21 protein-coding genes are annotated in these 21591 nt (G+C 68.1%); 11 read left to right on the top strand and 10 right to left on the bottom strand.

Annotated elements, in window-relative coordinates; all coding sequences use genetic code 11:
* Positions 1 to 3: 3 nt before the first annotated feature.
* Positions 4 to 1254: an efflux RND transporter periplasmic adaptor subunit gene (locus DPV79_RS32435; protein WP_113047370.1), complete on the bottom strand. Its 1251-nt coding sequence runs from the start codon at positions 1252 to 1254 to the stop codon at positions 4 to 6.
* Between the two features lie 80 nt (positions 1255 to 1334).
* On the opposite strand from DPV79_RS32435, the gene soxR reads away from it, so the two are divergent.
* Positions 1335 to 1814: a redox-sensitive transcriptional activator SoxR gene (soxR, locus tag DPV79_RS32430; protein WP_059864125.1), complete on the top strand. Its 480-nt coding sequence runs from the start codon at positions 1335 to 1337 to the stop codon at positions 1812 to 1814.
* A gap of 54 nt (positions 1815 to 1868) precedes the next feature.
* Here soxR and DPV79_RS32425 read toward each other — a convergent pair whose 3' ends face one another.
* Positions 1869 to 2630 carry an SDR family NAD(P)-dependent oxidoreductase gene (locus DPV79_RS32425; protein WP_059490116.1) on the bottom strand — a complete coding sequence of 254 codons (762 nt, stop codon included), beginning with the start codon at positions 2628 to 2630 and terminating at the stop codon, positions 1869 to 1871.
* Between the two features lie 108 nt (positions 2631 to 2738).
* Here DPV79_RS32425 and DPV79_RS32420 point away from each other — a divergent pair, with 108 nt between their 5' ends.
* On the top strand, positions 2739 to 3650 hold the full coding sequence (locus DPV79_RS32420; RefSeq protein WP_113047369.1) for a LysR family transcriptional regulator: 912 nt from the start codon (positions 2739 to 2741) through the stop codon (positions 3648 to 3650).
* 22 nt (positions 3651 to 3672) lie between these two features.
* Here DPV79_RS32420 and DPV79_RS32415 read toward each other — a convergent pair whose 3' ends face one another.
* Positions 3673 to 4326, bottom strand: a complete 654-nt coding sequence (locus DPV79_RS32415) for a TetR/AcrR family transcriptional regulator (protein ID WP_048021972.1) — start codon at positions 4324 to 4326, stop codon at positions 3673 to 3675.
* Between the two features lie 148 nt (positions 4327 to 4474).
* On the opposite strand from DPV79_RS32415, the gene DPV79_RS32410 reads away from it, so the two are divergent.
* The 3 genes from DPV79_RS32410 (at position 4475) to DPV79_RS32400 (ending at position 6531) form a co-directional block, all read left to right on the top strand.
* Positions 4475 to 5767: an NAD(P)/FAD-dependent oxidoreductase gene (locus tag DPV79_RS32410; protein ID WP_059813653.1), complete on the top strand. Its 1293-nt coding sequence runs from the start codon at positions 4475 to 4477 to the stop codon at positions 5765 to 5767.
* Between the two features lie 44 nt (positions 5768 to 5811).
* Positions 5812 to 6210, top strand: a complete 399-nt coding sequence (locus DPV79_RS32405; protein ID WP_021163619.1) for a DUF3331 domain-containing protein — start codon at positions 5812 to 5814, stop codon at positions 6208 to 6210.
* A gap of 75 nt (positions 6211 to 6285) precedes the next feature.
* A complete protein-coding gene (locus DPV79_RS32400) occupies positions 6286 to 6531 on the top strand; it encodes a MurR/RpiR family transcriptional regulator (protein WP_244321840.1) in 246 nt (81 codons plus the stop codon).
* 27 nt (positions 6532 to 6558) lie between these two features.
* On the opposite strand, the gene DPV79_RS32395 is transcribed toward DPV79_RS32400, so the two are convergent.
* From DPV79_RS32395 to DPV79_RS32385, 3 genes are all read right to left on the bottom strand, one after another.
* Complete coding sequence (locus DPV79_RS32395) at positions 6559 to 7905, bottom strand: ABC transporter ATP-binding protein (RefSeq protein WP_059677451.1); 1347 nt, start codon at positions 7903 to 7905, stop codon at positions 6559 to 6561.
* A gap of 11 nt (positions 7906 to 7916) precedes the next feature.
* Complete coding sequence (locus DPV79_RS32390; RefSeq protein ID WP_060074776.1) at positions 7917 to 9671, bottom strand: ABC transporter permease; 1755 nt, start codon at positions 9669 to 9671, stop codon at positions 7917 to 7919.
* Positions 9672 to 9752: 81 nt separating this feature from the next.
* Positions 9753 to 11342, bottom strand: coding sequence for an inorganic phosphate transporter (locus DPV79_RS32385; protein WP_021163623.1), 1590 nt, complete (start codon positions 11340 to 11342; stop codon positions 9753 to 9755).
* Positions 11343 to 11597: 255 nt separating this feature from the next.
* On the opposite strand from DPV79_RS32385, the gene DPV79_RS32380 reads away from it, so the two are divergent.
* The 4 genes from DPV79_RS32380 (at position 11598) to DPV79_RS32365 (ending at position 14817) form a co-directional block, all read left to right on the top strand.
* Positions 11598 to 12542: a metallophosphoesterase family protein gene (locus DPV79_RS32380; protein ID WP_059494822.1), complete on the top strand. Its 945-nt coding sequence runs from the start codon at positions 11598 to 11600 to the stop codon at positions 12540 to 12542.
* Between the two features lie 25 nt (positions 12543 to 12567).
* Entirely contained in the window at positions 12568 to 12900 is a 333-nt protein-coding gene (locus DPV79_RS32375; protein WP_021163625.1) for a cupredoxin domain-containing protein, read from the top strand.
* Positions 12901 to 12992: 92 nt separating this feature from the next.
* Positions 12993 to 13454 (top strand): cupin domain-containing protein, encoded by a 462-nt coding sequence (locus DPV79_RS32370; RefSeq protein WP_021163626.1) that lies wholly within the window; start codon positions 12993 to 12995, stop codon positions 13452 to 13454.
* Between the two features lie 223 nt (positions 13455 to 13677).
* Entirely contained in the window at positions 13678 to 14817 is a 1140-nt protein-coding gene (locus DPV79_RS32365; protein ID WP_113047368.1) for a patatin-like phospholipase family protein, read from the top strand.
* A gap of 70 nt (positions 14818 to 14887) precedes the next feature.
* Here the strand turns inward: DPV79_RS32365 and DPV79_RS32360 are convergent, their stop codons facing one another.
* Positions 14888 to 16057, bottom strand: a complete 1170-nt coding sequence (locus DPV79_RS32360; protein ID WP_113047367.1) for an alpha/beta fold hydrolase — start codon at positions 16055 to 16057, stop codon at positions 14888 to 14890.
* A gap of 294 nt (positions 16058 to 16351) precedes the next feature.
* Positions 16352 to 17032: an HAD family hydrolase gene (locus DPV79_RS32355; protein WP_059589192.1), complete on the bottom strand. Its 681-nt coding sequence runs from the start codon at positions 17030 to 17032 to the stop codon at positions 16352 to 16354.
* Between the two features lie 483 nt (positions 17033 to 17515).
* On the opposite strand from DPV79_RS32355, the gene DPV79_RS32350 reads away from it, so the two are divergent.
* On the top strand, positions 17516 to 17824 hold the full coding sequence (locus DPV79_RS32350) for an ArsR/SmtB family transcription factor (RefSeq protein ID WP_027789442.1): 309 nt from the start codon (positions 17516 to 17518) through the stop codon (positions 17822 to 17824).
* Positions 17825 to 17905: 81 nt separating this feature from the next.
* Complete coding sequence (locus DPV79_RS32345; RefSeq protein WP_059684001.1) at positions 17906 to 18967, top strand: alkene reductase; 1062 nt, start codon at positions 17906 to 17908, stop codon at positions 18965 to 18967.
* A 101-nt stretch (positions 18968 to 19068) separates the two neighbouring features.
* On the opposite strand, the gene DPV79_RS32340 is transcribed toward DPV79_RS32345, so the two are convergent.
* Positions 19069 to 20361, bottom strand: coding sequence for an MFS transporter (locus DPV79_RS32340; protein WP_113047366.1), 1293 nt, complete (start codon positions 20359 to 20361; stop codon positions 19069 to 19071).
* A gap of 13 nt (positions 20362 to 20374) precedes the next feature.
* Positions 20375 to 21547 (bottom strand): porin, encoded by a 1173-nt coding sequence (locus DPV79_RS32335; protein ID WP_113047365.1) that lies wholly within the window; start codon positions 21545 to 21547, stop codon positions 20375 to 20377.
* Positions 21548 to 21591: the final 44 nt, after the last annotated feature.

Below are 21591 nucleotides of genomic sequence, written 5' to 3'. Positions count from 1 at the left end.
CCGTCACTGCGCAGCCGGCGCGCCGGCATCGGCGACGGCCTGCGTGCCGTTGCCCGATCCGTTGCCCGATCCGCTGCCCGATCCGCTGCCGGTGCCATGACCGGCACCGGCATCGGCACGGGCGGGCAGTGCCTTCGGCTTCACCTGCGCGCCCGGATAGTAGATCCGCTGCATGCCGTCGACGACCACGCGGTCGCCCGCCTGGATCCCCTTCTCGATGATCCGCTCGCCGTCCAGCCCGCGGCCGATCGTCACGTCACGGCGCAGCGCCTTGTCGCCGGGGCCGATCACATAGACGTACTTGCGGTCCTGGTCGGTGAGCACGGCCTTGTCGTCGACAAGCAGCGCATCCTGGTCGCGGCCGCTGACGAGCTGCACGCGCGCATACAGGCCGGGCGTAAACGCATGGTCCGCATTCGGCAGCCGCACGCGCGCGCGGATCGTGCCCGTCTGCGGGTCGAGACGGTTGTCGAGGAAATCGACGGTGCCCGCATGCGGGAAGCCCGTCTCGTTCGCGAGGCCCACGCGAACCGGATCGGCGCCGATCGCGCGATGCGTCGGGTCGGCACGCCGTGCGTTGTAGCGCAGGTAGCTCTGTTCGTCGCAGTCGAAATACACGTAGACGGGGTTCTGCGACACGACGGTTGTCAGCAGCGTGTCGTCCGCGCGCGCCAGATTGCCGACGGTGGCGACCGCGCGGCCGACGCGGCCCGCGATCGGCGCGCGCACTTCGGTGAAACCGAGATTGAGCTTCGCATCGGCGACGGCCGCATCGGCCGCCTGCAGGTCCGCCCGCGCCTGCTCGGCCGTGGCGCGCGCGTTGTCGAGTTCTTCCTGCGACGTCGCATGCGCATCGATCAGCGTCTGCACGCGCTTGAGCTGCACGTTCGCGAGGCTCGCGGCCGCGCGGGCCCGCTGCAGCTGCGCGTTCGCGCGATCGAGTGCGATCCGGTACGGGCGCGGGTCGATCTCGAACAGCAGCGCGCCCTGCGCGACCAGGTCGCCCTCCTTGTAGGCGACGCGCTGCAGATAGCCGCTCACGCGCGGCCGCAGTTCGACTGCGTCGACCGCTTCGACGCGTCCGTTGAATTCGTCCGCAAGGCGGATCGTACGCGGCGCGATGGTGGCAACGCCGACTTCGGGAAGGGCCGGGGCCGACGATGCGCCTTTGCCGTCGTGACAGCCCGACAACGCCAGCAGCAGTGCACAGGCCGCGCCCAAAGGCGACGTCCTGCGTAGGGATAAGGAGAGCATGATGCCTCGCGACGGGTTAAACTGGCGCGTAGCATAAAAGTTGAAGTTAACTTCAAGTCAAGCTTTCCCGGAGGGGTGTCATGGGTATCCAGGAAATCCCGCAATGGCCGCTGATGTCGATTCGCGAAGTGGCCGCGCGCAGCGGCGTGCCGGCGTCGACATTGCGGTTCTACGAGACGCGCGGGCTCATCAAGTCGCACCGCAACGGCTCGAGCCATCGCCACTATTCGCGCGCGGTGCTGCGGCTGATCGCGTTCATCGTGTTCGCGCAGAAGATCGGCTATTCGCTCGACGAGATCGCCGAGCAGCTCGTCAGCCTGCCCGAGGACACCGCGCCGAGCAACAAGGATTGGCAGCGGCTGTCGCGCGGCTGGAAGCAACGCGTCGCGAGCCGGATCGAGGAGCTGCAGCGGCTCTACATCAACCTCGACGAATGCATCGGCTGCGGCTGCCTGTCGCTGAAGCGCTGCAAGCTGACGAACCCGGAAGACCGCGCAGGCCGCAACGGGCCCGGCGCGCGGCGCTGGCTCGGCGATGCGCCGCCCGCGGACCTCGAATGACCGACGGCCGGGCGAGGCGCGCGACGCCGTGCCCGGCCGCCGGTACGGATGGCGTCACCCGACGCGCCAGCCGCCGTTCACCGCGATCGTCGCGCCGGTGACGAACGACGCGCGCGGCCCGGCGAGCCACGCGACCGCGTCCGCGATGTCGTCCGGATGCCCGGCGCGGCCGGCCGGCGTCTGCTCGCGAATCGTCGCCGCGATGGCCGGCGCGACACCACCGTCGCCGAAGAAGCGTGTGTCGGCGATATAGCCTGGCGCGACCGTATTGACCGTCGTGCCGCGCGGCCCGAGTTCGCGCGCGAGCGCGACGGTGAACCCTTCGACGCCGGCCTTCGCCGCCGCGTATGCGAGGCCGCCCGGCAGCAGGCTGCCGGCGCGCGCCGCGATCGAGCCGAGGTTGACGATCCGCGCGTCGCGCCCGGCCAGGTGCGGCAGCACGGCCAGGGTCGTCACGAACAGGCTTTTCAGGTTCGCGTCGAGCACGGCATCCCACACGGTCTCGGCCTCGCCCGCCTCCGTGTCCGCGCTCACGCGGCCGGTCAGCCCCGCGTTGTTGACCAGCACGTCCACGCAAGGCCACTGCGCGACGATCGCGGCGACCGCCGCCTCGGCCTCGCGCCGCACGCTCAAATCGGCGGCCTGCCCGATCGCCGCGGCGCCGAGACGCGCGACGGCCGCGTCCAGCCGCGCCGTGTCGCGCCCGACGATCGCGACGCGATACCCGTCCTCCACCAGCCGCCGTGCGATCGCGAAGCCGATCCCGCTCGACCCGCCCGTGACGATCGCTGTCCGTTGCCGTTCACTGTCCGTCATGTCCTGCCCTCCCGAATGTTGACGATTGGCGACAGTGCAAGTCTGGGCGTGGTGAGGTGATAGGTAAAATACGAATTCGATGATCCACTGATACTCGAGAGGTATCGCATGATCGATCTGCGCCAGTTCAGGCAATTCATCGCGGTTGCCGAGACGCTCAGCTTCCGGCGTGCGGCCGAGCGGCTGCACATGGCGCAGCCGCCGCTCAGCGCGGCGATCCGCAAGCTCGAGGATGAGCTGGGCGTCTCGCTGCTCGAGCGCGACAACCGCGGCTCGACGCTCACGCCGGCCGGCGAGGCCTTCCTGCTCGAAGCGCGGCGCGCGCTCGAACAGGCCGAGCGCGCGGTGGCCGTGGCCCGCCGCGCGGGCGCGGGCCTCGGCGGCACGCTGCGGCTGCGCTTCGTCGACAGCACCGTCAACGCGCTATTGCCGCTGATCTTGCGGGCGTTCCAGGAACGCCATCCAGGCGTCGATTTCCAGCTCGAGGAAGGCACGACCGCCGAGCAGGTGCTCGCGCTGCGCCACGACCGCACGGACGTCGGCCTCGTTGTGCTGCCGGTGGCCGACGCGGGCGACGTGCGCGTCGAGCCGCTGCTGCGCGACCGGATGGTCGCGGCGCTGCCCGACGGTCACCGGCTCGCACGCCGCCGGCACATCACGCTCGCCGACCTGGCGGACGACCCGTGGGTCATGTTCGCCGCGCACCACGGTCCCGGCATGCATGCGCTGCTCGTGACCGCGTGCGCGCAGGCCGGCTTCGCGCCGCGCGTCGTCCAGCAGCCGCGCCAGATGCAGACGACGGCCGGGCTCGTCGCGGGCGGTATCGGCGTCGCGCTGATGCCGCGCCTGTTCGTGCCGATGCAACCGAAAGGCATTACGTTCTGCGAACTGAAGGGTGCGGGCAGCCCGCTCGCGTACGAGCTGGCGATCGCGTACCGGACGCCATCGCCGCTCGTCGATGCGCTGCGCGAGACCGCGCGGAACGCGGTGCGCCAACTGGGGCTGGTTGCCGCGACGTGAGTGTGCGCGTGGCGCGCGGCGCTCAGTCGCCGACGAGGTTGAACGCGGCGTCGGTCACGGCACGCCGGAACGCGTCCGGCTGCGTGGGCAGCGACGTGAACTCCAGCATGATATGGCTGTACGACACCGTGTTGCCGATCGCGGTCGCGATCATGAAGAACAGCACGTTCGGATCGACCGCGCGAATCGCGCCGGCCTGCACGGCGTCCGCCAGCAGCGGGAACATCACGTCGTAATACGGACGGACGAGCCGCTCCTGCAGCCGGTCGAGCCGCCCGCCCACTTCGGTCGCCGCCGTCGAGAAGAACATGCCCATGTCGGGTTCGTCGAACTCATGGTCGACGCACAGCTCGAGTGCGCGCCGCACGCGTTCGCGATGCGACAGCGGCGACGTGCGCAACGCACGCAGCGCATCGAACATCGGCTCGGCGATCTCGACGATCTGCTCGACGACAGCCAGCCACAACGTTTCCTTCGTACCGAAATGATGGGCGATCAGCGCCGCGTCGATGCCCAGCTCGCGCGCGACCTCGCGCACGCTCGTCGCGTCGTAGCCCCGCTTCGCGAACGTACGGCGCGCGGCCCGCAATATCACGTCCGGTCCGACGGACGCCCCGGCCAGCGGCCGCCCTCGCATACGCCGCTTGCCCGGCGCGCGCTCAGTGACTTCAGCCACGTTTCCCTGCTCTCCTTGAACGATTCGAATGCGCCTGTTCCGGCCCCGCTTCAGGACCGCCGAAACCGCGTGATTTGCCCCGCTCCGTTGACACGCGAAGCCGGGAAGCGCTAGGATCATACCTTATTCATCACGTGATGATTTATCCATGGCAACCCCTACACGTATCGTCATCGTCGGCGGCGGGATCGCCGGACTGCAGCTCGCCACGCGTCTGGGCGAGCGTCTCGGCCGGTCCGGGCGCGCACAGGTCACCGTCGTCGACCGCAGCCCGACCCACATCTGGAAACCGATGCTGCACACGATCGCGGCCGGTACGCGCGACGTGCAGCAGCAACAGGTGATCTTCCTCGCCCATGCCCGCGATCACGGCTACACGTACCAGCCCGGCGAACTGAAGGGGCTCGATCGCGCGCGACGCCGCGTGCAGCTCGGCGAGATCCGCTCGCAGGACGGCGAACTCGTGCTCGACGCCCGTGAACTCGAATACGACGTGCTGATCCTCGCACTCGGCAGCCAGGCCAACGATTTCGGCACGCCGGGCGTACGCGAGCACTGCTATTTCATCGACAGCCAGCCGCAAGCCGAGACCTTCAACGAAGCGTTGCGGATGCGCGTATTTCGCAGCATCGCGCGCGACGAGCCGTTCCGCGTCGCGATCGTCGGTGCCGGCGCGACCGGCGTCGAGCTTGCCGCGGAGCTGAGCCGCCTGCTGGAAGTGGCACAAGCCTATGGCGACGAAACGGTACGCGACCGGCTGCAGCTCACGCTGCTTGAAAGCGGCCCGCGCATCCTTGCCGCATTTCCGCCGAAGATCTCCGCATCGGCACAGCAACGGCTCGAACAGATCGGCTTTCACGTGCTGACGTCGACCCGCGTCACGTCGGCCGACGCGAACGGCTTTCACTACGGCGACGGTTCGTTTGCGGAAGCCGACCTGATGGTGTGGGCAGCCGGCGTGAAGGCGCCCGATTTCATGCAGGCGCTCGGCGGCCTCGACACGAATCGCGCGAACCAGATCGTCGTCGGCCCGACGCTGCAGGCAACGGGCGACGAACACGTGTTCGCGATCGGCGATTGCGCGAGCCTGTTGCCCGACGGCCAGGAACGACCGCTGCCGCCCACCGCGCAGGTCGCGACGCAGCAGGCCGAGCATCTCGCGAAGCACCTGCCCGCGTGGCTCGACGGCAAGCCGATGCCGTCGTTCGCGTTCCACGATTTCGGCGCGCTCGTGTCGATCAGCGAGTACGACGCGTTCGGCACGCTCGGGCAGTTCGGGTTCTTTCGTGGCGGCTTCATCCAGGGGCGTCTCGCGCAGTTCAGCCACCTGATGCTCTACCGGCGGCACCAGCAGGCGCTGCACGGCTTCTCCAAGGCGAGCCTGCTGTGGATCGCCGAACGGATCAACGGCTGCGCGCGGCCGCGCATCCGCCTGTCGTGATGCCGCGCGTCGCGGTGCCGCGTAACGTTTCGAGGAAAACTGACATGAACAACCGTATCGCCCCCTGGCTCATGACCGTCGCCGCGATCGGCAGCTTCGACATGCCGTCCGTCTCGTGGGGCACGCCGCGGCGGCGCAGCGTCACGCGCGACCGGCTGCCGTCGTGGGACGCGACGAGCAAGCCGGCCATCAGCGTACTCGAGCGGCCCACGGCCGACACCGTGATGATTTCATGGCGCGACGCATGCACCGGGCACTACGGTTATCAGAAGTGGCGGCTGTTCACCACGCGCAAGCGCGGCGTGTGTGCGCTGTCGGGCCAGCCGATCGAGATCGGCGACAGCGTCTATGCGCCGCAATTGCTCGGCTCGACGCCGGGCAACGCCGCCGCGATGGTGCTGGCCGCGTGCATCGACGCGGCCCGCCCCGCCGAGGCGGCCTGAAGGCCCGGGATACCGCGTCAGGACCAGCGCGACAGCATCCGGTTCGCGCAAGCTGCACACCAGCTCGGCACGCGCGTGCTGCTGGTCACCGACGAATGGCATTCGCCGATCGGGGAATTTGCGGAGATCGTGCTGCGGATCCAGGGGCAGCCGTTCGCGATGCTGCAGACCAACGTGCCGGCGCTCGCGCTCGCCGAAGCGCTCGTGATCGGCGTGACGAACCGGTTGCTCGAGCTGGCAACGCAGCGGATGGAGAGGATCGAATCGCTCAATACCGGCGGAATCGAACAGCACGCCAACAGCCGCGATTTGCCCGAATGACGATCGCTCGCCATTCGGGCACGGACTTCAGCTCTCGACATCCTCGAGACTGAACACTTCCGTCTTGTCGTTATACGAAAAGACTTCGCCGTAACGCCCCCAGTCGATCACCGCGTCGAGCGTTTCCTCGGCGGCTTCATCGGACAGGAAATCCTCCAGCTCCTGCTCGAAGCGCACGCGCGGCGCGCGATGGCCCGGACGCTCGTTCAGCACCTTCCTGATCCGTGCAGCCAGCGGCACATGCTTCAGCAGGTGGTCCGCGAACATCAGCTTGCGCTCCTGCGTACCGAATTCCGCGAACACACGCGCCGGCGGCGTCAGGAACACGTCCCCTTCCCGCACGTCCGCGAATCCGAGGTATTGCAGTACTTCGGCGATCGGAAACAGTTCGTCGACCTCGAGGTGCAGCGTGCGCGCGATTTCCGGCATGTCCGCGCGGCCATGGTACGGCGCCATCGCGAGCGTCTCGATCAGGCCGGCCATCAAGTTGGTCGACACGCGCGGCATCCAGCTGCCGAGCTCCAGCCCCTTCTTCGTCGCTTCGCCGGTCTGCCGCGCGGTCATCTTCGCGTAGATGTCGTCGACGAGCTTGCGGAAATCCGTGTCGAGCCGGTTGCGCGGATGCTTGAACGGCACCTTGATCTCGGCGATCACGCGGCCCGGGTTCGACGACAGCACCAGGATCCGGTCGCACATGAACACCGCTTCCTCGATGTTGTGCGTAACGATCAGCACCGACTTGATCGGCATGCGGCCCTGCGTCCACAGGTCGAGCAGGTCGGTACGCAGCGTCTCGGCGGTCAGCACGTCGAGCGCGGAGAACGGCTCGTCCATCAGCAGGATCGTCGGATCGACAACGAGCGCGCGCGCAAAACCCACGCGCTGGCGCATGCCGCCCGACAGCTCGCGCGGGTACGCGTTCTCGAAACCGTCGAGACCGATCAGGTCGATCGCGGCGAGCGCACGCTCGCGCCGCTCGCGCGCGCCGACACCGAGCGCTTCCAGCCCGGCTTCCACGTTCTGCAGCACGGTGAGCCACGGGAACAGCGCGAAGGTCTGGAACACCATCGCGACGCCTTCGGCCGGGCCGCGCAGCGGCTTGCCGAGGTAGGTCACCTCGCCGCCGGTCGGCTCGATCAGCCCGGCGATGATGCGCAGCAGTGTCGACTTGCCCGAGCCGGAACGGCCGAGCAGGCCGACGATCTCGCCTTCGCGCAGCGACAGGTTCGCATCGTCGAGCACGAGCAGTTCGCCCTGCGTCTTGTTGAAGCCGCGGTTCACGTGCTCCACGCGCAGGATTTCTTCGCCGAGGCGCGGCGGCTGCAGCGGCTGGGACGTCTTGACGGGGGCGTTGATAACGTTCGAATTTTGCATCGCGCTTACTCTCAATCGAGACGGAGCCGGGATTCCGCATAGGCGTACATCGGACGCCACAGCAGACGGTTGAACAAGGTGACGAACAGGGACATCACGGCGATGCCCAGGATGATCTTCGGAAAATCGCCGGCGGCGGTGGTCTGCGCGATGTACGAGCCCAGGCCGTGCGCGACGACCTTCGTGTCGCCCCACTGCACGAACTCGGACACGATGCTCGCGTTCCACGCGCCGCCCGACGCGGTGATCGCACCCGTCACGTAGTACGGGAAGATGCCGGGCAGGATCGCCTGCCGCCACCACTGCCAGCCACGGATGCGGAAATTCTTCGTCGCTTCCTTGTAGTCGTTCGGGTAGGACATCGCGCCGGCGATCACGTTGAACAGGATGTACCACTGCGTGCCGAGCACGATCAGCGGCGACAGCCAGATGTCGGCATTCAGGTGGAAGTGGACGATCACGATCACGAACACCGGGAACAGCAGGTTCGCCGGGAACGCCGCGAGGAACTGCGCGAGCGGCTGGATCTTCTCCGCCAGCTTCGGGCGCAGCCCGATCAGCACGCCGAGCGGCACCCAGACCAGCGACGCGATCGCGATCAGCACCAGCACGCGCAGCAGCGTGACGAGCCCGAGCCCGAGCACGTGGCCGACCTCGCCCATCGTCACGCCGGTCGCGACGAAGCTGACGACGCGCCACACGACGTACAGCGTCAGCAGGATCACGAACGCGCCCCACACGATGTCGCCGATGCGCGACGAGCGGCGCGCCGATGCGCCGCGCGCACGCGTGCCCTGCAGCGACGGCGCGCGCAGCGGAATCCGCGCGGCCTGCGACAGCAGCCAGCCTGCCGGCACGAGCAGCTGATGGATCAGGTGCGTGCGGCGCATCATGTCGAGCAGCCAGGATTGCGGCGCATCGCCCGACGCGGTGTTCTCCATCCGGAACTTGTCGGCCCACGCGACGAGCGGGCGGAACAGGAACTGGTCATAGGCGAGGATCACGACCGACATCGCGACGATCACCCAGCCGACCGCACCGAGGTTCTTGTCGGAGATCGCCTGCGCGAGATACGCGCCGATGCCCGGCAGCGTGATCGTCTGGTTGCCGACGGTGATCGCCTCGGATGCGACGACGAAGAACCAGCCGCCCGACATCGACATCATCATGTTCCAGATCAGGCCCGGCATCGAGAACGGCACTTCGAGCTTCCAGAAGCGTTGCCACGGCGTCAGGTGAAAGCCGCGCGACACTTCGCTCAGGTCGCGCGGCACCGTGCGCAGCGACTGGTAGAAGCTGAACGTCATGTTCCACGCCTGGCTCGTGAAGATCGCGAAGATCGCGGCCAGTTCGGCACCGAGCACGCGGCCCGGAAACAGCGCGAGGAAGAACGTGACGGTAAACGAGATGTAGCCGAGCACCGGCACCGACTGCAGGATGTCGAGGATCGGGATCAGCACCATGCCGGCGCGGCGGCTCTTCGCGGCGAGCGTGCCGTAGACGAGCGTGAACGCGAGCGACGCGACCATCGCGGCGAGCATCCGCAGCGTGGTGCGCAACGCGTATTCGGGCAGGTTCGACGGATCGAGCGAGATCTTCTGCGTCTGCAGTACGCCGATCGGCGCCATCGTCTGGTGAAAACCGACGATCGCCATCGCGAGTATGCCGATGATCAGCGGAAACGCGACGGCGTCCCAGCGATTGGGGAGCACGCGCCACGCGGACGCGTTGGCGGTACGGTTCGGGTCGAAGAAACGGAGATCCATCGGTAGCGTCTTGTGTCGAATTGAAAGTCGATGGGTCCGGCCGCGTCCCGCGCGGCCGGGCGTCGCGCCCCCCGGCGCGAATCAGAACAGCCTGTGCAGCGCCCAGTACAACGCCGCCGACAGCGCGATCGATGCGGGCAGCGTCAGCACCCATGCGAGCACGAGGTTGCGCACGGTATCCCAGCGCAGGCCCGCGCCGCTCGCCGTCATCGTGCCTGCCACGCCCGACGCGAGCACATGCGTCGTCGACACCGGCAGCCCGTAAGCGTCGGCCATCCCGATCGTCAGCATCGCGACGGCTTCGGCCGACGCGCCCTGCCCGTACGTGAGATGCGACTTGCCGATCTTCTCGCCGACCGTCACGACGATCCGCTTCCAGCCGACCATCGTGCCGAGGCCGAGTGCAATCGCGACCGCGACCTTTACCCACGTCGGGATGAATTTCGTCGCGCGGTCCATCTGCTTCCTGAATGCTTCGAGCGCGCTCGCGTCCTCGACCGAGAACGCCGGTGCCTTCGCCTTCTCCATCAGGCGGATCGCCTCGGACGCGACGTACATGTTGTTGCGCACGTTGTCGACGAGGTTCTGCGGCACGCTCGAGATCCCGCCGGCCTGCGCGACCTGGTCGGCAATCGTGTCGGTCAGCTTGCCCAGCGCCGGGATCGTCGCGGCGGTCAGCTTGCGCGTGCGCACGTACGCTTCGACATCGGCACGCGGGTTGGCGGACTGCGCGGCCGGGTCCGCGTACTTGACGAGCGTCGTCGACGCATGGCGCGCGACCGCGACGAACGTGCTCGTCTGGTCCGGCGTCACGGCCTTGTTCAGCGCATACGCGGTCGGCATCACGCCGATCAGGATCAGCATGATCAGACCCATGCCCTTCTGCCCGTCGTTCGAGCCGTGCGCGAACGACACGCCCGTACAGGTCAGGATCAGCAGCAGGCGAATCCAGAACGGCGGCGGCGTGTTGCCCTTCGGCTCCTGATACAGCGCCGGCACGCGCACGAGCGCCCTCAGCAGCAACAGCACCAGCGCGGACAGCACGAAGCCGATCAGCGGCGAGAACAGCAGCGCCTTGCCGACGCCGAGCGCCTGGTTCCAGTCGACGCCGCTCGTGCCCGACGGGCCGCTGACGATCTGGTTCATCAGGCCGACGCCGATGATCGAGCCGACGAGCGTGTGCGAGCTCGACGACGGCAGGCCGAAATACCAGGTTGCGAGGTTCCACGTGACGGCCGCGATCAGCAGCGCGAACACCATCGCGAAACCCGAGCCGCTGCCGACCTGCAGGATCAGCTCGACCGGCAGCAACTGCAGGATGCCGAACGCGACGGCGCCGCTCGACACGAGCACGCCGCACAGGTTCCACAGGCCCGACCAGACGACCGCGAGGTGCGGATCGAGCGAATGCGTATAGATGACGGTCGCGACCGCGTTCGCGGTGTCGTGAAAGCCGTTCACGAATTCGAAGCCGAGCGCGATCAGCAGCGCGACGATCAGCAGCAGGAACGGGAGGACCGAGCTCTCCTTGACGGGGCTGAGATCGGCGCCGAGATGAACACCGACGTAGACGATGCCGCAGGCAATGATCAGAAAAAACAGCGCGAGGCTGACGGCACGCGTGCGGTTGCTGACCGCACCGCTGGTTTCCGTTGCCGCGAGATTCGGCATGAAGGGGCTCCGGAGAGGTGACTCGGAGTGGCAGGCTATCGATCGGCCGTGACGCAAATGTGACGTGTCACTTACAGGACATTGACAGGTCATCTTTCAGGAACAGCGCATTGCCGCGCAATCCGTGAACACGGGTGATCGACCGCGTCGCGCGCGGGAATAAATCCGCCGCTTCGCCGGTATGGCACGCGAAGGCGCCGGTTTATTCCAGGACGATCCGGCCGTCCCGTTTCGTCACACGATTGCGAGGCTCCCATGTCTTCATCGACCCCCACCCGCCCGTCGCGCCGCAAGGCCCTGCAATGCATGGCCTTCGGCGGCCTCGGCACGCTGTTTACGCTGTCGGGCGGCATCCTGACGCCGTTCGACCTGGCGCTCGCGCAGACCGGCGACGCGCTCCCGGCCAACGCGGGCAAGCCGCTGTTCGTGCAGGTCAGCGACACGCACATCGGCTTCAACAAGGATGCGAATCCCGATGTATCGGCCACGCTCAAGCAGACGATCGAACTCGTCAACGGGATGCCGGCGATGCCCGCGCTGGCCATCCACACGGGCGACATCACGCACCTGTCCAAGGCCGAGGAGTTCGACCACGCGTCGCAGCTGCTGTCCGCGCTGCGCGTGCCGGAACTGCATACGGTGCCCGGCGAGCACGACGTCACCGACGGTTCGGGCGCCGAATATTTCAGCCGGTTCGGCAAGGCGTCGGACAACCGCGGCTATTACAGCTTCGATCACGCGGGCGTGCACTTCATCGGCCTCGTCAACGTGATGCACTTCAAGCCGAACGGGCTCGGCAGCTTCGGCGACGACCAGCTCGCGTGGCTCGCTCAGGATCTCAAGGGCCGCTCGTCGAGCACGCCGATCGTCGTGTTCTCGCACATGCCGATGTGGACCATCTACGAGCCGTGGGGCTGGGGCACCGGCGACGCGCCGCAGACGATGGCGCTGCTGCGACGCTTCGGCTCGGTCACCGTGCTGAACGGACACATCCACCAGATCGTGTCGAAGGTCGAGGGCAACGTGACGTTCCACACCGCGCGCTCCACCGCGTTCCCGCAGCCGACGGCCGGCAACGGCCCGGGCCCCGTGCCGCTCACGGTGCCGCGCGACCGGCTGCCCGCGATGCTCGGCGTGACGACCGTCGAATTCGCGGGCCATCCGGTTGCGTCGTCGCTGCACGATGCAACGCTGGCCTGACGCACCGAACCACAAGGAGACCGACATGACCCGCTTCAAGCACGCCAGCCTCGTCGCGGCGCTGATCCTGTGCGCCACCGCCCCGCTCGCCGCATTCGCCCAGGGCCCGGACGGCCCGCTCGTGACGATCCGCAATTTCATGTTTTCGCCGATGTCGACCACGATCAAGGCCGGCACGACGGTCACGTGGAAGAACCTCGACGGAGAGCCGCATACGGTCGTCAACGACGCCGGCATCTTTCACTCGTCGGCGCTCGACCAGGGCGACACGTACTCGTTCCGCTTCGACAAGCCGGGCGTCTACAAGGTGTTCTGCGGGATTCACCCGTACATGAAGGAGACCATCACGGTGGAATGACGCGGCGCACCACGACACGCGCGGACGAATGGCGGGCAGCGGCGCCTACAATGCCCGCATCCCATTCGCCCGCGTGGCCGACGGAGCCGCCCATGCCCAGGATCGACCTCAGCGCCGTGCCCGAACGCCGCGGCAGCGGCTATCCGCCGCCGTTCGACGCGCCGTGCGCGCAGCGCATCCGCCAGCGCGTCGGCGACGCCGGCGGGTTGCGCGATTTCGGCGTCAACCTGATGCGCGTGCCGCCGGGCGGCTGGTCGGCGCAGCGCCACTGGCATTCCGACGAAGACGAATTCGTCTACGTGCTCGAAGGCGAACTCGTGATGATCGAGGACGACGGCGAAACCGTGCTGCGCGCGGGCGACTGCGCGGCGTTTCCGAAAGGCTCCGGCAACGGCCATCACCTGGTCAACCGGTCGGAGGCGCTCGCCGTCTATCTCGAGGTCGGCTCGCGTTCGCCGGACGACGTGATCACCTGCGCCGACATCGACATGATGAGCCCGAGCCGCGACGGCCGGTTCCTGCACAAGGACGGCACGCCTTACCCGGACGCGTGACGCCGGTCGCTCGCGGATGCACCGCGAAGCACGGCGCGCGCGCCGAGCGCCGGGCGCCGGCTTCGCGACGCCGACCACCGCGCCGAAGCACCGGAAGCGCCGGAAGCGACCGGCGAAGCAGGCGCGAATCGCCGATGCGCGGCGCGCGATCCCCGCCGGCCATCGCCTACACTGAATCGAGCCATTCGGTTCCGACCCACCTTCACACGCAGCGAGGCGAGCCATGACCGCGAGCGAACCGGCACGCATGAACCTCCCCGGACAAGTCGTGCTCGTGCTCCAGGGCGGCGGCGCACTGGGCGCGTTCCAGCTCGGCGTCTTTCAGGCGATGGACGAAGCCGGGATCCGGCCCGACTGGGTGGTCGGCACGTCGATCGGCGCGATCAACGCGGCGCTGATCGCCGGGAATCCGCCGGAGCAGCGTTACGACAGGCTGTCGGCGTTCTGGCGGCGCGTGACCGAACGAACCCGTTTCGACGTCCCGCCGCTGGTGCCCGGCTGGGACCGGATGCTGGCCGAGCTGATGATCATCGGCGGCGGCATCGCGGGATTCTTCCAGCCCAATCCGGCATCGTGGCTCGGGCCGATGGTGCGCCTCGGCGTCGATCGTGCGTCGTATTACCGGATCGCACCGCTGCGCGACACACTCGCGTCGCTGATCGACCCCGACCTGCTGAACGCAGGCCGCCCGCGCCTGACCGTCAGCGCGGTCAATGCGTGCACCGGCACGATGCGCTATTTCGATTCGCGCGATACGCGGCTCGAGATCGAGCACATCATGAGTTCGGGCGCGCTGCCGCCCGCGTTTCCGGCGATACGGATCGACGGCGAGCCTTACTGGGACGGCGGCGTGTATTCGAATACGCCGGTCGAGGTCGTGCTCGACGACAATCCGCGCCGCAGCTCGATCATCTTCTCGGTGCAGATGTGGAATCCGGCCGGCCCCGAGCCCGAGAGCATCTGGCAGGTGTCGGAGCGACAGAAGGACATCCAGTACGCGAGCCGCACCGACAGCCACATCGCGCGCCAGCAGCAGATCCACCGGTTGCGCCACGTGATCCGCGAACTGGCCCGCCACGTGCCGGAAGCCGAACGCGCGTCGCCGGCCGTGCGCCGGCTCGCCGCGTGGGGATGCGAAACCACGATGCACCTGGTCAAGCTCGCGGCGCCGCGCCTCGCCAGCGACAATCAGCTGAAGGACATCGATTTCACGCCGGCCGGCATCGCGGCCCGCAGGCAGGCCGGTTACGACGCCGCGCGGCGGGCGATCGCCGCACGTCCGTGGGAACTGCCGACGGACCCGACGGAAGGGCTGACGGTATTCGACCCGGACGCGGCGCCGGGCGCCGGCACACCGGCCTGACGCGCGGCACCGCCATCGCGCGCCGGCAGCATGGCGAAATCACACGACGGCACGACGACGGCACGAAGGCTTACGGCAATTCCGCACGCACGGCCGGCGCGGTACCGGCGACGACCGGACACGATTGCGGCAGCGCCTGCCCGAACAGCACGGCGAGCCCGCAGGCGGACGTGAACATGCCGCGATTGTCGTGCCCGATGCCCGGCACTTCGACGACCTGCTGCGCGAGATCGTCCGGATGCCGCCTCTTCAGGTAGTCGAAATACGCGAGCCCGCGCGCGAGCCGGTACGGGCCTTGTGCCATCGCCGCGCACGAACGGTCGATGAAGTGCGTGTAAGGGTTCGTGTCGGCCTGCCCGAGCAGGTACACGACATGACGCGCCACATAGCGCGTTTCGAGTGCGCGCACGTCCTGCGACGCGACATAGGGCGGCGCCGACTCCAGCCCGTATTTCCACTCGTTCGCGCGCGGGCAGGTGCCGCCTGCGATCGCCTGGCCGTCCGGCCGTTCGTCGTCGAAATACAGGTAGCTCGACGGGTTCGCGACCACATAACGCACGGGGATGCCGGCCCGCACCAGCGCGTCGCCTTCGTGTCCGGCCACCGCATAGCGCTGCAGCAACTGCGCGCCGGCGGAATGGCCGATCACGACCACGCTCGACAACGCGGGATACAGGCTGCGGTCGGCGAAATGCGCGAGCAATGCGTCGAGCGCGGTGAACGAACTGATCGGCCCCGGCTGACGGGCCGCGTCGCCGCCCTTCCATCCTTCCTGCGTCCAGGCGAGCGTCTGCGCGGGCAACGAAAACGCGCGCGTATCGGCGCGCGTCAGGAACTGCGGTGCGACGACCATCGTGCCCTTGCCGGCCGCACCGGCCTTTTCGACGACCTCGCGCCCCGATACGTAGTACGCGTCGGCATTGCGAAGCGTGCCGTGAATCACGACGAAGACCCGCGTGACATCGGGCGCGGCCTGGTCGAGCGGACGATTGGCGTAGACGGGCAGCACCGCATGGCCCTGCGGCGTATCGACGGCCACGCGCTGGCCGGCGACGGCCTTGACCGGCGCCTCGAGGCGTTCGCGCTGCGTGAGCGTGGCGGCTTCGGCTGGACGCGCGCCGCCCGGCATGCCGATGGCGGCACAGGCTGCCGCGAGCGAAACGGCGCATGACAGCGTTCGGGCGGCCGGCAGCACGCGAAAGAACCGGAGGTTGGCGAAGGCGACGGAAATGAGTGACATGGCGACGGATCGAGTGGCGGATATGACTTTAACGGCGAAGGTCGCGAAATCCGTCGCCGGTGGCCGGGTAGTCGAACACCGGCACGCGCTGCGAATCGGGCAGCGTGCCGATATCCGCACCGGGCGCATGGTGTTGAGGATCGTAGCAGAGCGAATCGTCGACGACCCGCTCGCCGACGCGGCGGTTGCGACCACCCTCGGCAGTGAACGTGTGCTCGACACCGCGATTCCCGCCTCGGCAAGGGGCGCAACGCTACTCGCGGCGCGTCGGCGCGGGCGCCACCCGGGGGCGCGTCAGCCCGATGCCGCGGACGAGTCGCACTGCATCCGCTGCACGATCGCGTCCAGTTCGCCGATATGGTTGGCGACCGCCTGCCTGCCCGCACGTGCCCATCCGTCGAACGACGTCATCCCGCTCACCGCGCCGACGAATGCCACGCCGGCGCGCTCGGCCGCCTGCGCGTCCACCGCGTGGTCGCCCACGTAGATCGCCGAACGAGCCGGCAAGCCAAGCCGCGCCAACGCCAGCACGAGCCCTTCGGGATCGGGCTTGTGACGCTGCACGTCTTCCCCGCCGATCAGCACGTCGACGAGCGATTGCAACTGGTTCAGCGCAAGGATCGCCTCGATCCGGTAGCGAAACTTCGACGAAACGATCGCGACCGCGAGCCCCTGCTCGCGCAGACGCGCGAGCAGGGGCGGCACCTCGGGATAGATGCGCGTGCCGCGCACCATGATCTCGTCGGCCCGCACCACGAAGTGCCGCGCGAACGCGTCGGCCCGCGCCGGCTCGGTTTCGCCCGTCAGCGAGCGGAACATCTCGTGCAGCGGCAGCCCGATCACGGCCGCGATCTGCGCCGGCGTCGCGCCGGCGGCATCCAGCTGATGCAACGCGTACTCCGTGCACGCGACGATCGCGGCGGACGAATCCGCAAGCGTCAGATCGAAATCGAAGATGACGGCCCGAACAGACATGAAAGAACTCCGCAAAAAAATCGGTTCGTGCGCGATGGACGAACCGGCATGACGTTGCGATGCGCACCCGCGCGTCGATCGATCGGCGCGCCTGGCCGGATTGCTCGCGATCGGCCGCGTCGAACCCGTCCGGGTCGCGCCTCGCCGCGTAGCATCCCACAGGATGCACAACGCGGTGCATCGCCCGGGCAGATCCGGCGACGAGGCACTGCTCGAGTTGCCGAAGCTCGCGGCTACCCGCCCGCGTCGATGCGACGCAGGGAAGGTACGAGATCGTCGACGTGCCCGACTGAGGGCCGGATGGCGCGTGGCGGGACGGCGGCTCCGCTCCGCGTCCTTCGCGGTCGCCTTGCCCTGTCCCCGCAATCGCCCTTCGCTATCAACCCTATTGCCGGCAATGCTTTCAAACATATCGTCAAATTCCGATATAAGATTCGCCCATCGACGATACCTCGTTACCCGAGCGAAACGCCAAACCTGTCCATGCCGACCGAACTCGACATCGAAGCGATCCTGAAAGCGCTCTCGAACCCCGTGCGCCGGGAAATCCTCGCCTGGCTGAAAACGCCGGACGTGCATTTCCCGAACCAGACGCTGCCGTATGAACACGGCGTCTGCGCGGGCCAGATCGACGCGCGCTGCGGGCTGTCGCAATCGACCGTCTCCGCGCACCTCGCGACGCTGCAGCGCGCGGGGCTCGTGACGTCGACGCGGATCGGCCAGTGGGCGTTTTTCCAGCGCAACGAGGCCGTCATCGACGCATTTCACGACGCACTGCGCCGCGAACTCTAGCCAACGGCCGAACCGGCCATGCGGGCCGCCGCCGCACATGACGCGCCGGCTTCCCCGCCTTTCGTGAAGAGGTTATCTGCCATGCCTACACTGTTCGACCCCGTTACCCTCGGCGACCTGACCCTGCCGAACCGCATCGTGATGGCGCCGCTCACCCGCGCCCGTGCGGGTACGGCGCGCGTGCCGAATGCACTGATGGCGCGCTATTACCGCGAGCGTGCATCGGCCGGCCTGATCATTACCGAAGCAACGTCGGTCACGCCGCAGGGCGTCGGTTATGCCGACACGCCCGGCATCTGGTCCGACGAACAGGTCGAAGGCTGGAAGCAGGTGACGCAGGCCGTGCACGCGGCCGGCGGGCGCATCGTGCTGCAGCTCTGGCACGTCGGCCGGATCTCCGACCCGGTGTTCCTGAACGGTGACCTGCCGGTCGCACCGAGCGCAATCGCCGCGGGTGGCCACGTGAGCCTGGTGCGTCCGCAGCGCCCGTACGTGACGCCGCGCGCGCTCGAACTCGACGAGATCCCGGGCATCGTCGCCGCGTACCGCAAGGGTGCCGAGAACGCGAAGGCCGCCGGCTTCGACGGTGTCGAGATCCACGGCGCGAACGGCTACCTGCTCGACCAGTTCCTGCAGGACAGCACCAACCATCGCACCGATGCGTACGGCGGCCCGATCGAGAACCGCGCGCGCCTGCTGCTCGAAGTGGTCGACGCCGCGATCGACGTGTGGGGCGCCGGCCGTGTCGGCGTGCACCTCGCACCGCGCGGTGACGCGCACACGATGGGCGATTCCGATCCGGCGGCCACGTTCGGCTATGTCGCGCGCGAACTCGGCCGCCGCAAGATCGCGTTCATCTTCACGCGCGAATCGTATTCGGGCGACCACCTGAGCCCGCGCCTGAAGGAAGCGTTCGGCGGCCCGCTGATCGCCAACGAGCAGTTCACGCTCGACACCGCGCAAGCCGCGCTCGCCAGCGGCAACGCCGACGCGATCGCATGGGGCAAGCTGTTCATCGCGAACCCCGACCTGCCGCGCCGCCTCGAACTCGGCGCACCGCTCAACCAGCCGGTGCCGGAGACGTTCTACGCGGAAGGCGAAACGGGTTATACCGATTACCCGGCGCTGAGCGACGCGGCCTGATTGCGCGACAGCCCACGCGCGATGAACGGAGCGGCCCCGCCCATCCGTTCGTCGTGCACACCATCCCCAAGGCGGGCACGTTACGTGTCCGCCCCTCCCGTTCACCGCCTGCCTTCCACGTCGGACGCTTCCGCGAACAGCGCCAGACCGACCAGACTCGCGACGCTGCATCCCAGCACATACCACGCAGGCGCGTAAAAGCTGCCGGTCGCGCGCCACATCGCGCCGACGATCAGTTGCGCGAACCCGCCGAAAATCGTCACGCCGAGCGCATAGATCATCCCGAGCGACATCGCCCGCACCTCGGGCCGAAACGCATCGAGGATCATCACGAAGCCGGCCGGACTCGACAGTGTCATCAAGCCGATCAGCACGATCACGACCGCAACCGCGGTGCCCGCCGACGGCCACATCTTCATCGCGTAAAACGCCGGCAGCACGAGCACGGCCGACGCGACGCACGTCACGCCCACCAGCCGCTTGCGACGACGCACGCGATCCGCGAGCCGCCCGGCGAACGGCGAACCGATCAGCAGCACTGCACCTGCCGCGCAGCCCGACAGCAGCGACACCGATGCCGGCATGCCGACGGTCAGCGTCAGGAACGACGGCAGGAAAAACACGATCGTATAGGTGGTCGACGTGCCGCCGATCACGAGCAGCGTGCCGGCCGCGACCTGCCGCCACGGAATGCGCGCACGCACGCGCGGCGCGCCGGCCGCTGCGTGCGGCAGCGTATCGTCCAGGTGGCGCCGCAGGTAAAAGCCGACCGGGCCGATCAGCAGGCCGAGCACGAACGGGACGCGCCACCCCCACGCGTGCAGCGCGTCGGGCGGCAGTGCCCGCGACAGCGTCAGCGCGACGAACGCGCCGACGAGCGTCGCACCGCCCTGGCTCGCCATCTGCCAGCTCACCCGCTCGCCGCGCCGACCGGTGTCACCCGACTCCATCAGCAAGGTCGTCGCGGCCCCCACTTCGCCACCCGCCGAAAAGCCCTGCAGCAGACGCCCGACGACGATCAGCAGCGGCGCGGCGATGCCGATCTGCGCATAGGTCGGCGCGAAGCCGATGATCCCGGTGCCGAGCGCCATCAATGCGACCGTCAGCACGAGCGCGGGCTTGCGGCCGGCACGGTCCGCATAGGCGCCGATCGCGACGCTGCCGAGCGGCCGTGCGACGAACCCGACACCGAACGTCGCGAGCGACAGCATCAGCGCGCCTAGATCGCTCGACGCGGGAAAGAACAGCTTGCCGATCAATGCGGCGAAGAAACTGTAGACGGTGAAGTCGAAGAATTCGAGCCCGTTGCCGAGTGCGGCCGCAACGACCGTGCGGCGCGTTACGCGCGGCCCGGATTCGACCGGCGCAGCGGCCGTGCGATTCAGGGTATGCATCGAAAATTCCCGTTCAGAAGTTGTGATACATGCCGAGCGACAGCGTCACGGGTGTCGTCCCGGTGCGCGGTGTCGTTCCGCCCGACTCGGTCGGCAGCGGATTGCCGTTCAGCAACACGGTCGAGATGCCGTAGTTGCGGATGAACCCCGCACGCGCATAGAGGCCCGTGCGTTTCGACAGCAGGTAGTCGTAGCCCAGCATCGCACCGAGTGCCGAATCCCTGGCCGGCTGGCCGGCCGCGTCGCGCACACCCGACGTACCGCGATAGACAACCGACGCGCGAATCGCATTGACGCCGAACGGCACGATCGCGCCGAGCGTGTAGACGCGCGCAATGCCGTCGCCGGCCAGCTTCGGCGCGTACTGGTTGAACGATGCGGACAGCACGATCCGCCCGGTGTCATAGACGGCGCCGAGCCCGTACAGGTCGTTGCGCACGGTGCTCGCCCCGTTGACGCCCCACACCTGGTTGTAGCTCGCGGCCAGATAGGTCGTGCCGTTGTACCACTGCAGCAGCGCGCCTTGCGCGGACGCCGCGGGTGCCCGCCCGGCCACGTTGCTCGGCGCAAGCATCAGCATCAGCGACGTGGTGCCCGCGACGATCGGCGTACGGTAGGTGATGGCGTTGTCGACGCGCGCCGGCAATTGCGTCGCCCCCGGCCCGAGGTCCGAGTTGTAGCCGACGCCGCGGCTCGTCTGCACGGCTGCCGCGCCCAGCCACGTATAGACCGAGTTCGTGCCCACCGTGCCGAACACGTCGATGAACAGCGGCAGCGCCGTGCCGATCTGCTTGCCGAGACGCAACCGGCCGTAGCTGTCCGACGACAGGCCGACCCACGATTGCCTGTTGTACGTCGATTGCGCATCCTGCTGCGCGCCGCTGTTCGCGAGAAAACCGCTTTCGAGGTTGAACTCGGCGCGCCAGCCGCCACCGAGGTTCTCGCGGCCGAAGAAGCCGAACTTGGAGGTCCACTCGCCGCCGCTCTGCGTCTGCCACAGCGAACGGCCGCCGACCGTCTGGTAGTTGATCCCCATGTCGAGCGAACCGTACAGCGCGACGCCCTCCGTCATCCTGCCGTTGTACTCGGGCACCGCCGCCAGCAACACGTCCTGATAGGGCACGGCGCGCGCGTTGCCGGCGCCGAACGCGAGACAGGCCGCACCCAATGCAAATCGCTTTTTCATTCGTCATCCTTATCGTCAAGTCAACCCGGGTCCGGCCGGCGCGT

The sequence above is a fragment of the Burkholderia reimsis genome (assembly GCF_003294055.1).
Lineage (GTDB): Bacteria > Pseudomonadota > Gammaproteobacteria > Burkholderiales > Burkholderiaceae > Burkholderia > Burkholderia cepacia.
The sequence above is the reverse complement of the archived record's forward strand: the minus strand, read 5'-3'. Positions and strand labels throughout refer to the sequence as shown.

What these genes read in the sequence shown, in the direction of transcription:
- DPV79_RS32435 (WP_113047370.1), bottom strand. Translation starts at nt 1,254, where the DNA reads ATGCTCTCCTTATCCCTACGCAGGACGTCGCCTTTGGGCGCGGCCTGT.
- soxR (WP_059864125.1), top strand. Translation starts at nt 1,335, where the DNA reads ATGGGTATCCAGGAAATCCCGCAATGGCCGCTGATGTCGATTCGCGAA.
- DPV79_RS32425 (WP_059490116.1), bottom strand. Translation starts at nt 2,630, where the DNA reads ATGACGGACAGTGAACGGCAACGGACAGCGATCGTCACGGGCGGGTCG.
- DPV79_RS32420 (WP_113047369.1), top strand. Translation starts at nt 2,739, where the DNA reads ATGATCGATCTGCGCCAGTTCAGGCAATTCATCGCGGTTGCCGAGACG.
- DPV79_RS32410 (WP_059813653.1), top strand. Translation starts at nt 4,475, where the DNA reads ATGGCAACCCCTACACGTATCGTCATCGTCGGCGGCGGGATCGCCGGA.
- DPV79_RS32405 (WP_021163619.1), top strand. Translation starts at nt 5,812, where the DNA reads ATGAACAACCGTATCGCCCCCTGGCTCATGACCGTCGCCGCGATCGGC.
- DPV79_RS32395 (WP_059677451.1), bottom strand. Translation starts at nt 7,905, where the DNA reads ATGCAAAATTCGAACGTTATCAACGCCCCCGTCAAGACGTCCCAGCCG.
- DPV79_RS32390 (WP_060074776.1), bottom strand. Translation starts at nt 9,671, where the DNA reads ATGGATCTCCGTTTCTTCGACCCGAACCGTACCGCCAACGCGTCCGCG.
- DPV79_RS32385 (WP_021163623.1), bottom strand. Translation starts at nt 11,342, where the DNA reads ATGCCGAATCTCGCGGCAACGGAAACCAGCGGTGCGGTCAGCAACCGC.
- DPV79_RS32380 (WP_059494822.1), top strand. Translation starts at nt 11,598, where the DNA reads ATGTCTTCATCGACCCCCACCCGCCCGTCGCGCCGCAAGGCCCTGCAA.
- DPV79_RS32375 (WP_021163625.1), top strand. Translation starts at nt 12,568, where the DNA reads ATGACCCGCTTCAAGCACGCCAGCCTCGTCGCGGCGCTGATCCTGTGC.
- DPV79_RS32370 (WP_021163626.1), top strand. Translation starts at nt 12,993, where the DNA reads ATGCCCAGGATCGACCTCAGCGCCGTGCCCGAACGCCGCGGCAGCGGC.
- DPV79_RS32365 (WP_113047368.1), top strand. Translation starts at nt 13,678, where the DNA reads ATGACCGCGAGCGAACCGGCACGCATGAACCTCCCCGGACAAGTCGTG.
- DPV79_RS32360 (WP_113047367.1), bottom strand. Translation starts at nt 16,057, where the DNA reads ATGTCACTCATTTCCGTCGCCTTCGCCAACCTCCGGTTCTTTCGCGTG.
- DPV79_RS32355 (WP_059589192.1), bottom strand. Translation starts at nt 17,032, where the DNA reads ATGTCTGTTCGGGCCGTCATCTTCGATTTCGATCTGACGCTTGCGGAT.
- DPV79_RS32350 (WP_027789442.1), top strand. Translation starts at nt 17,516, where the DNA reads ATGCCGACCGAACTCGACATCGAAGCGATCCTGAAAGCGCTCTCGAAC.
- DPV79_RS32345 (WP_059684001.1), top strand. Translation starts at nt 17,906, where the DNA reads ATGCCTACACTGTTCGACCCCGTTACCCTCGGCGACCTGACCCTGCCG.
- DPV79_RS32340 (WP_113047366.1), bottom strand. Translation starts at nt 20,361, where the DNA reads ATGCATACCCTGAATCGCACGGCCGCTGCGCCGGTCGAATCCGGGCCG.
- DPV79_RS32335 (WP_113047365.1), bottom strand. Translation starts at nt 21,547, where the DNA reads ATGAAAAAGCGATTTGCATTGGGTGCGGCCTGTCTCGCGTTCGGCGCC.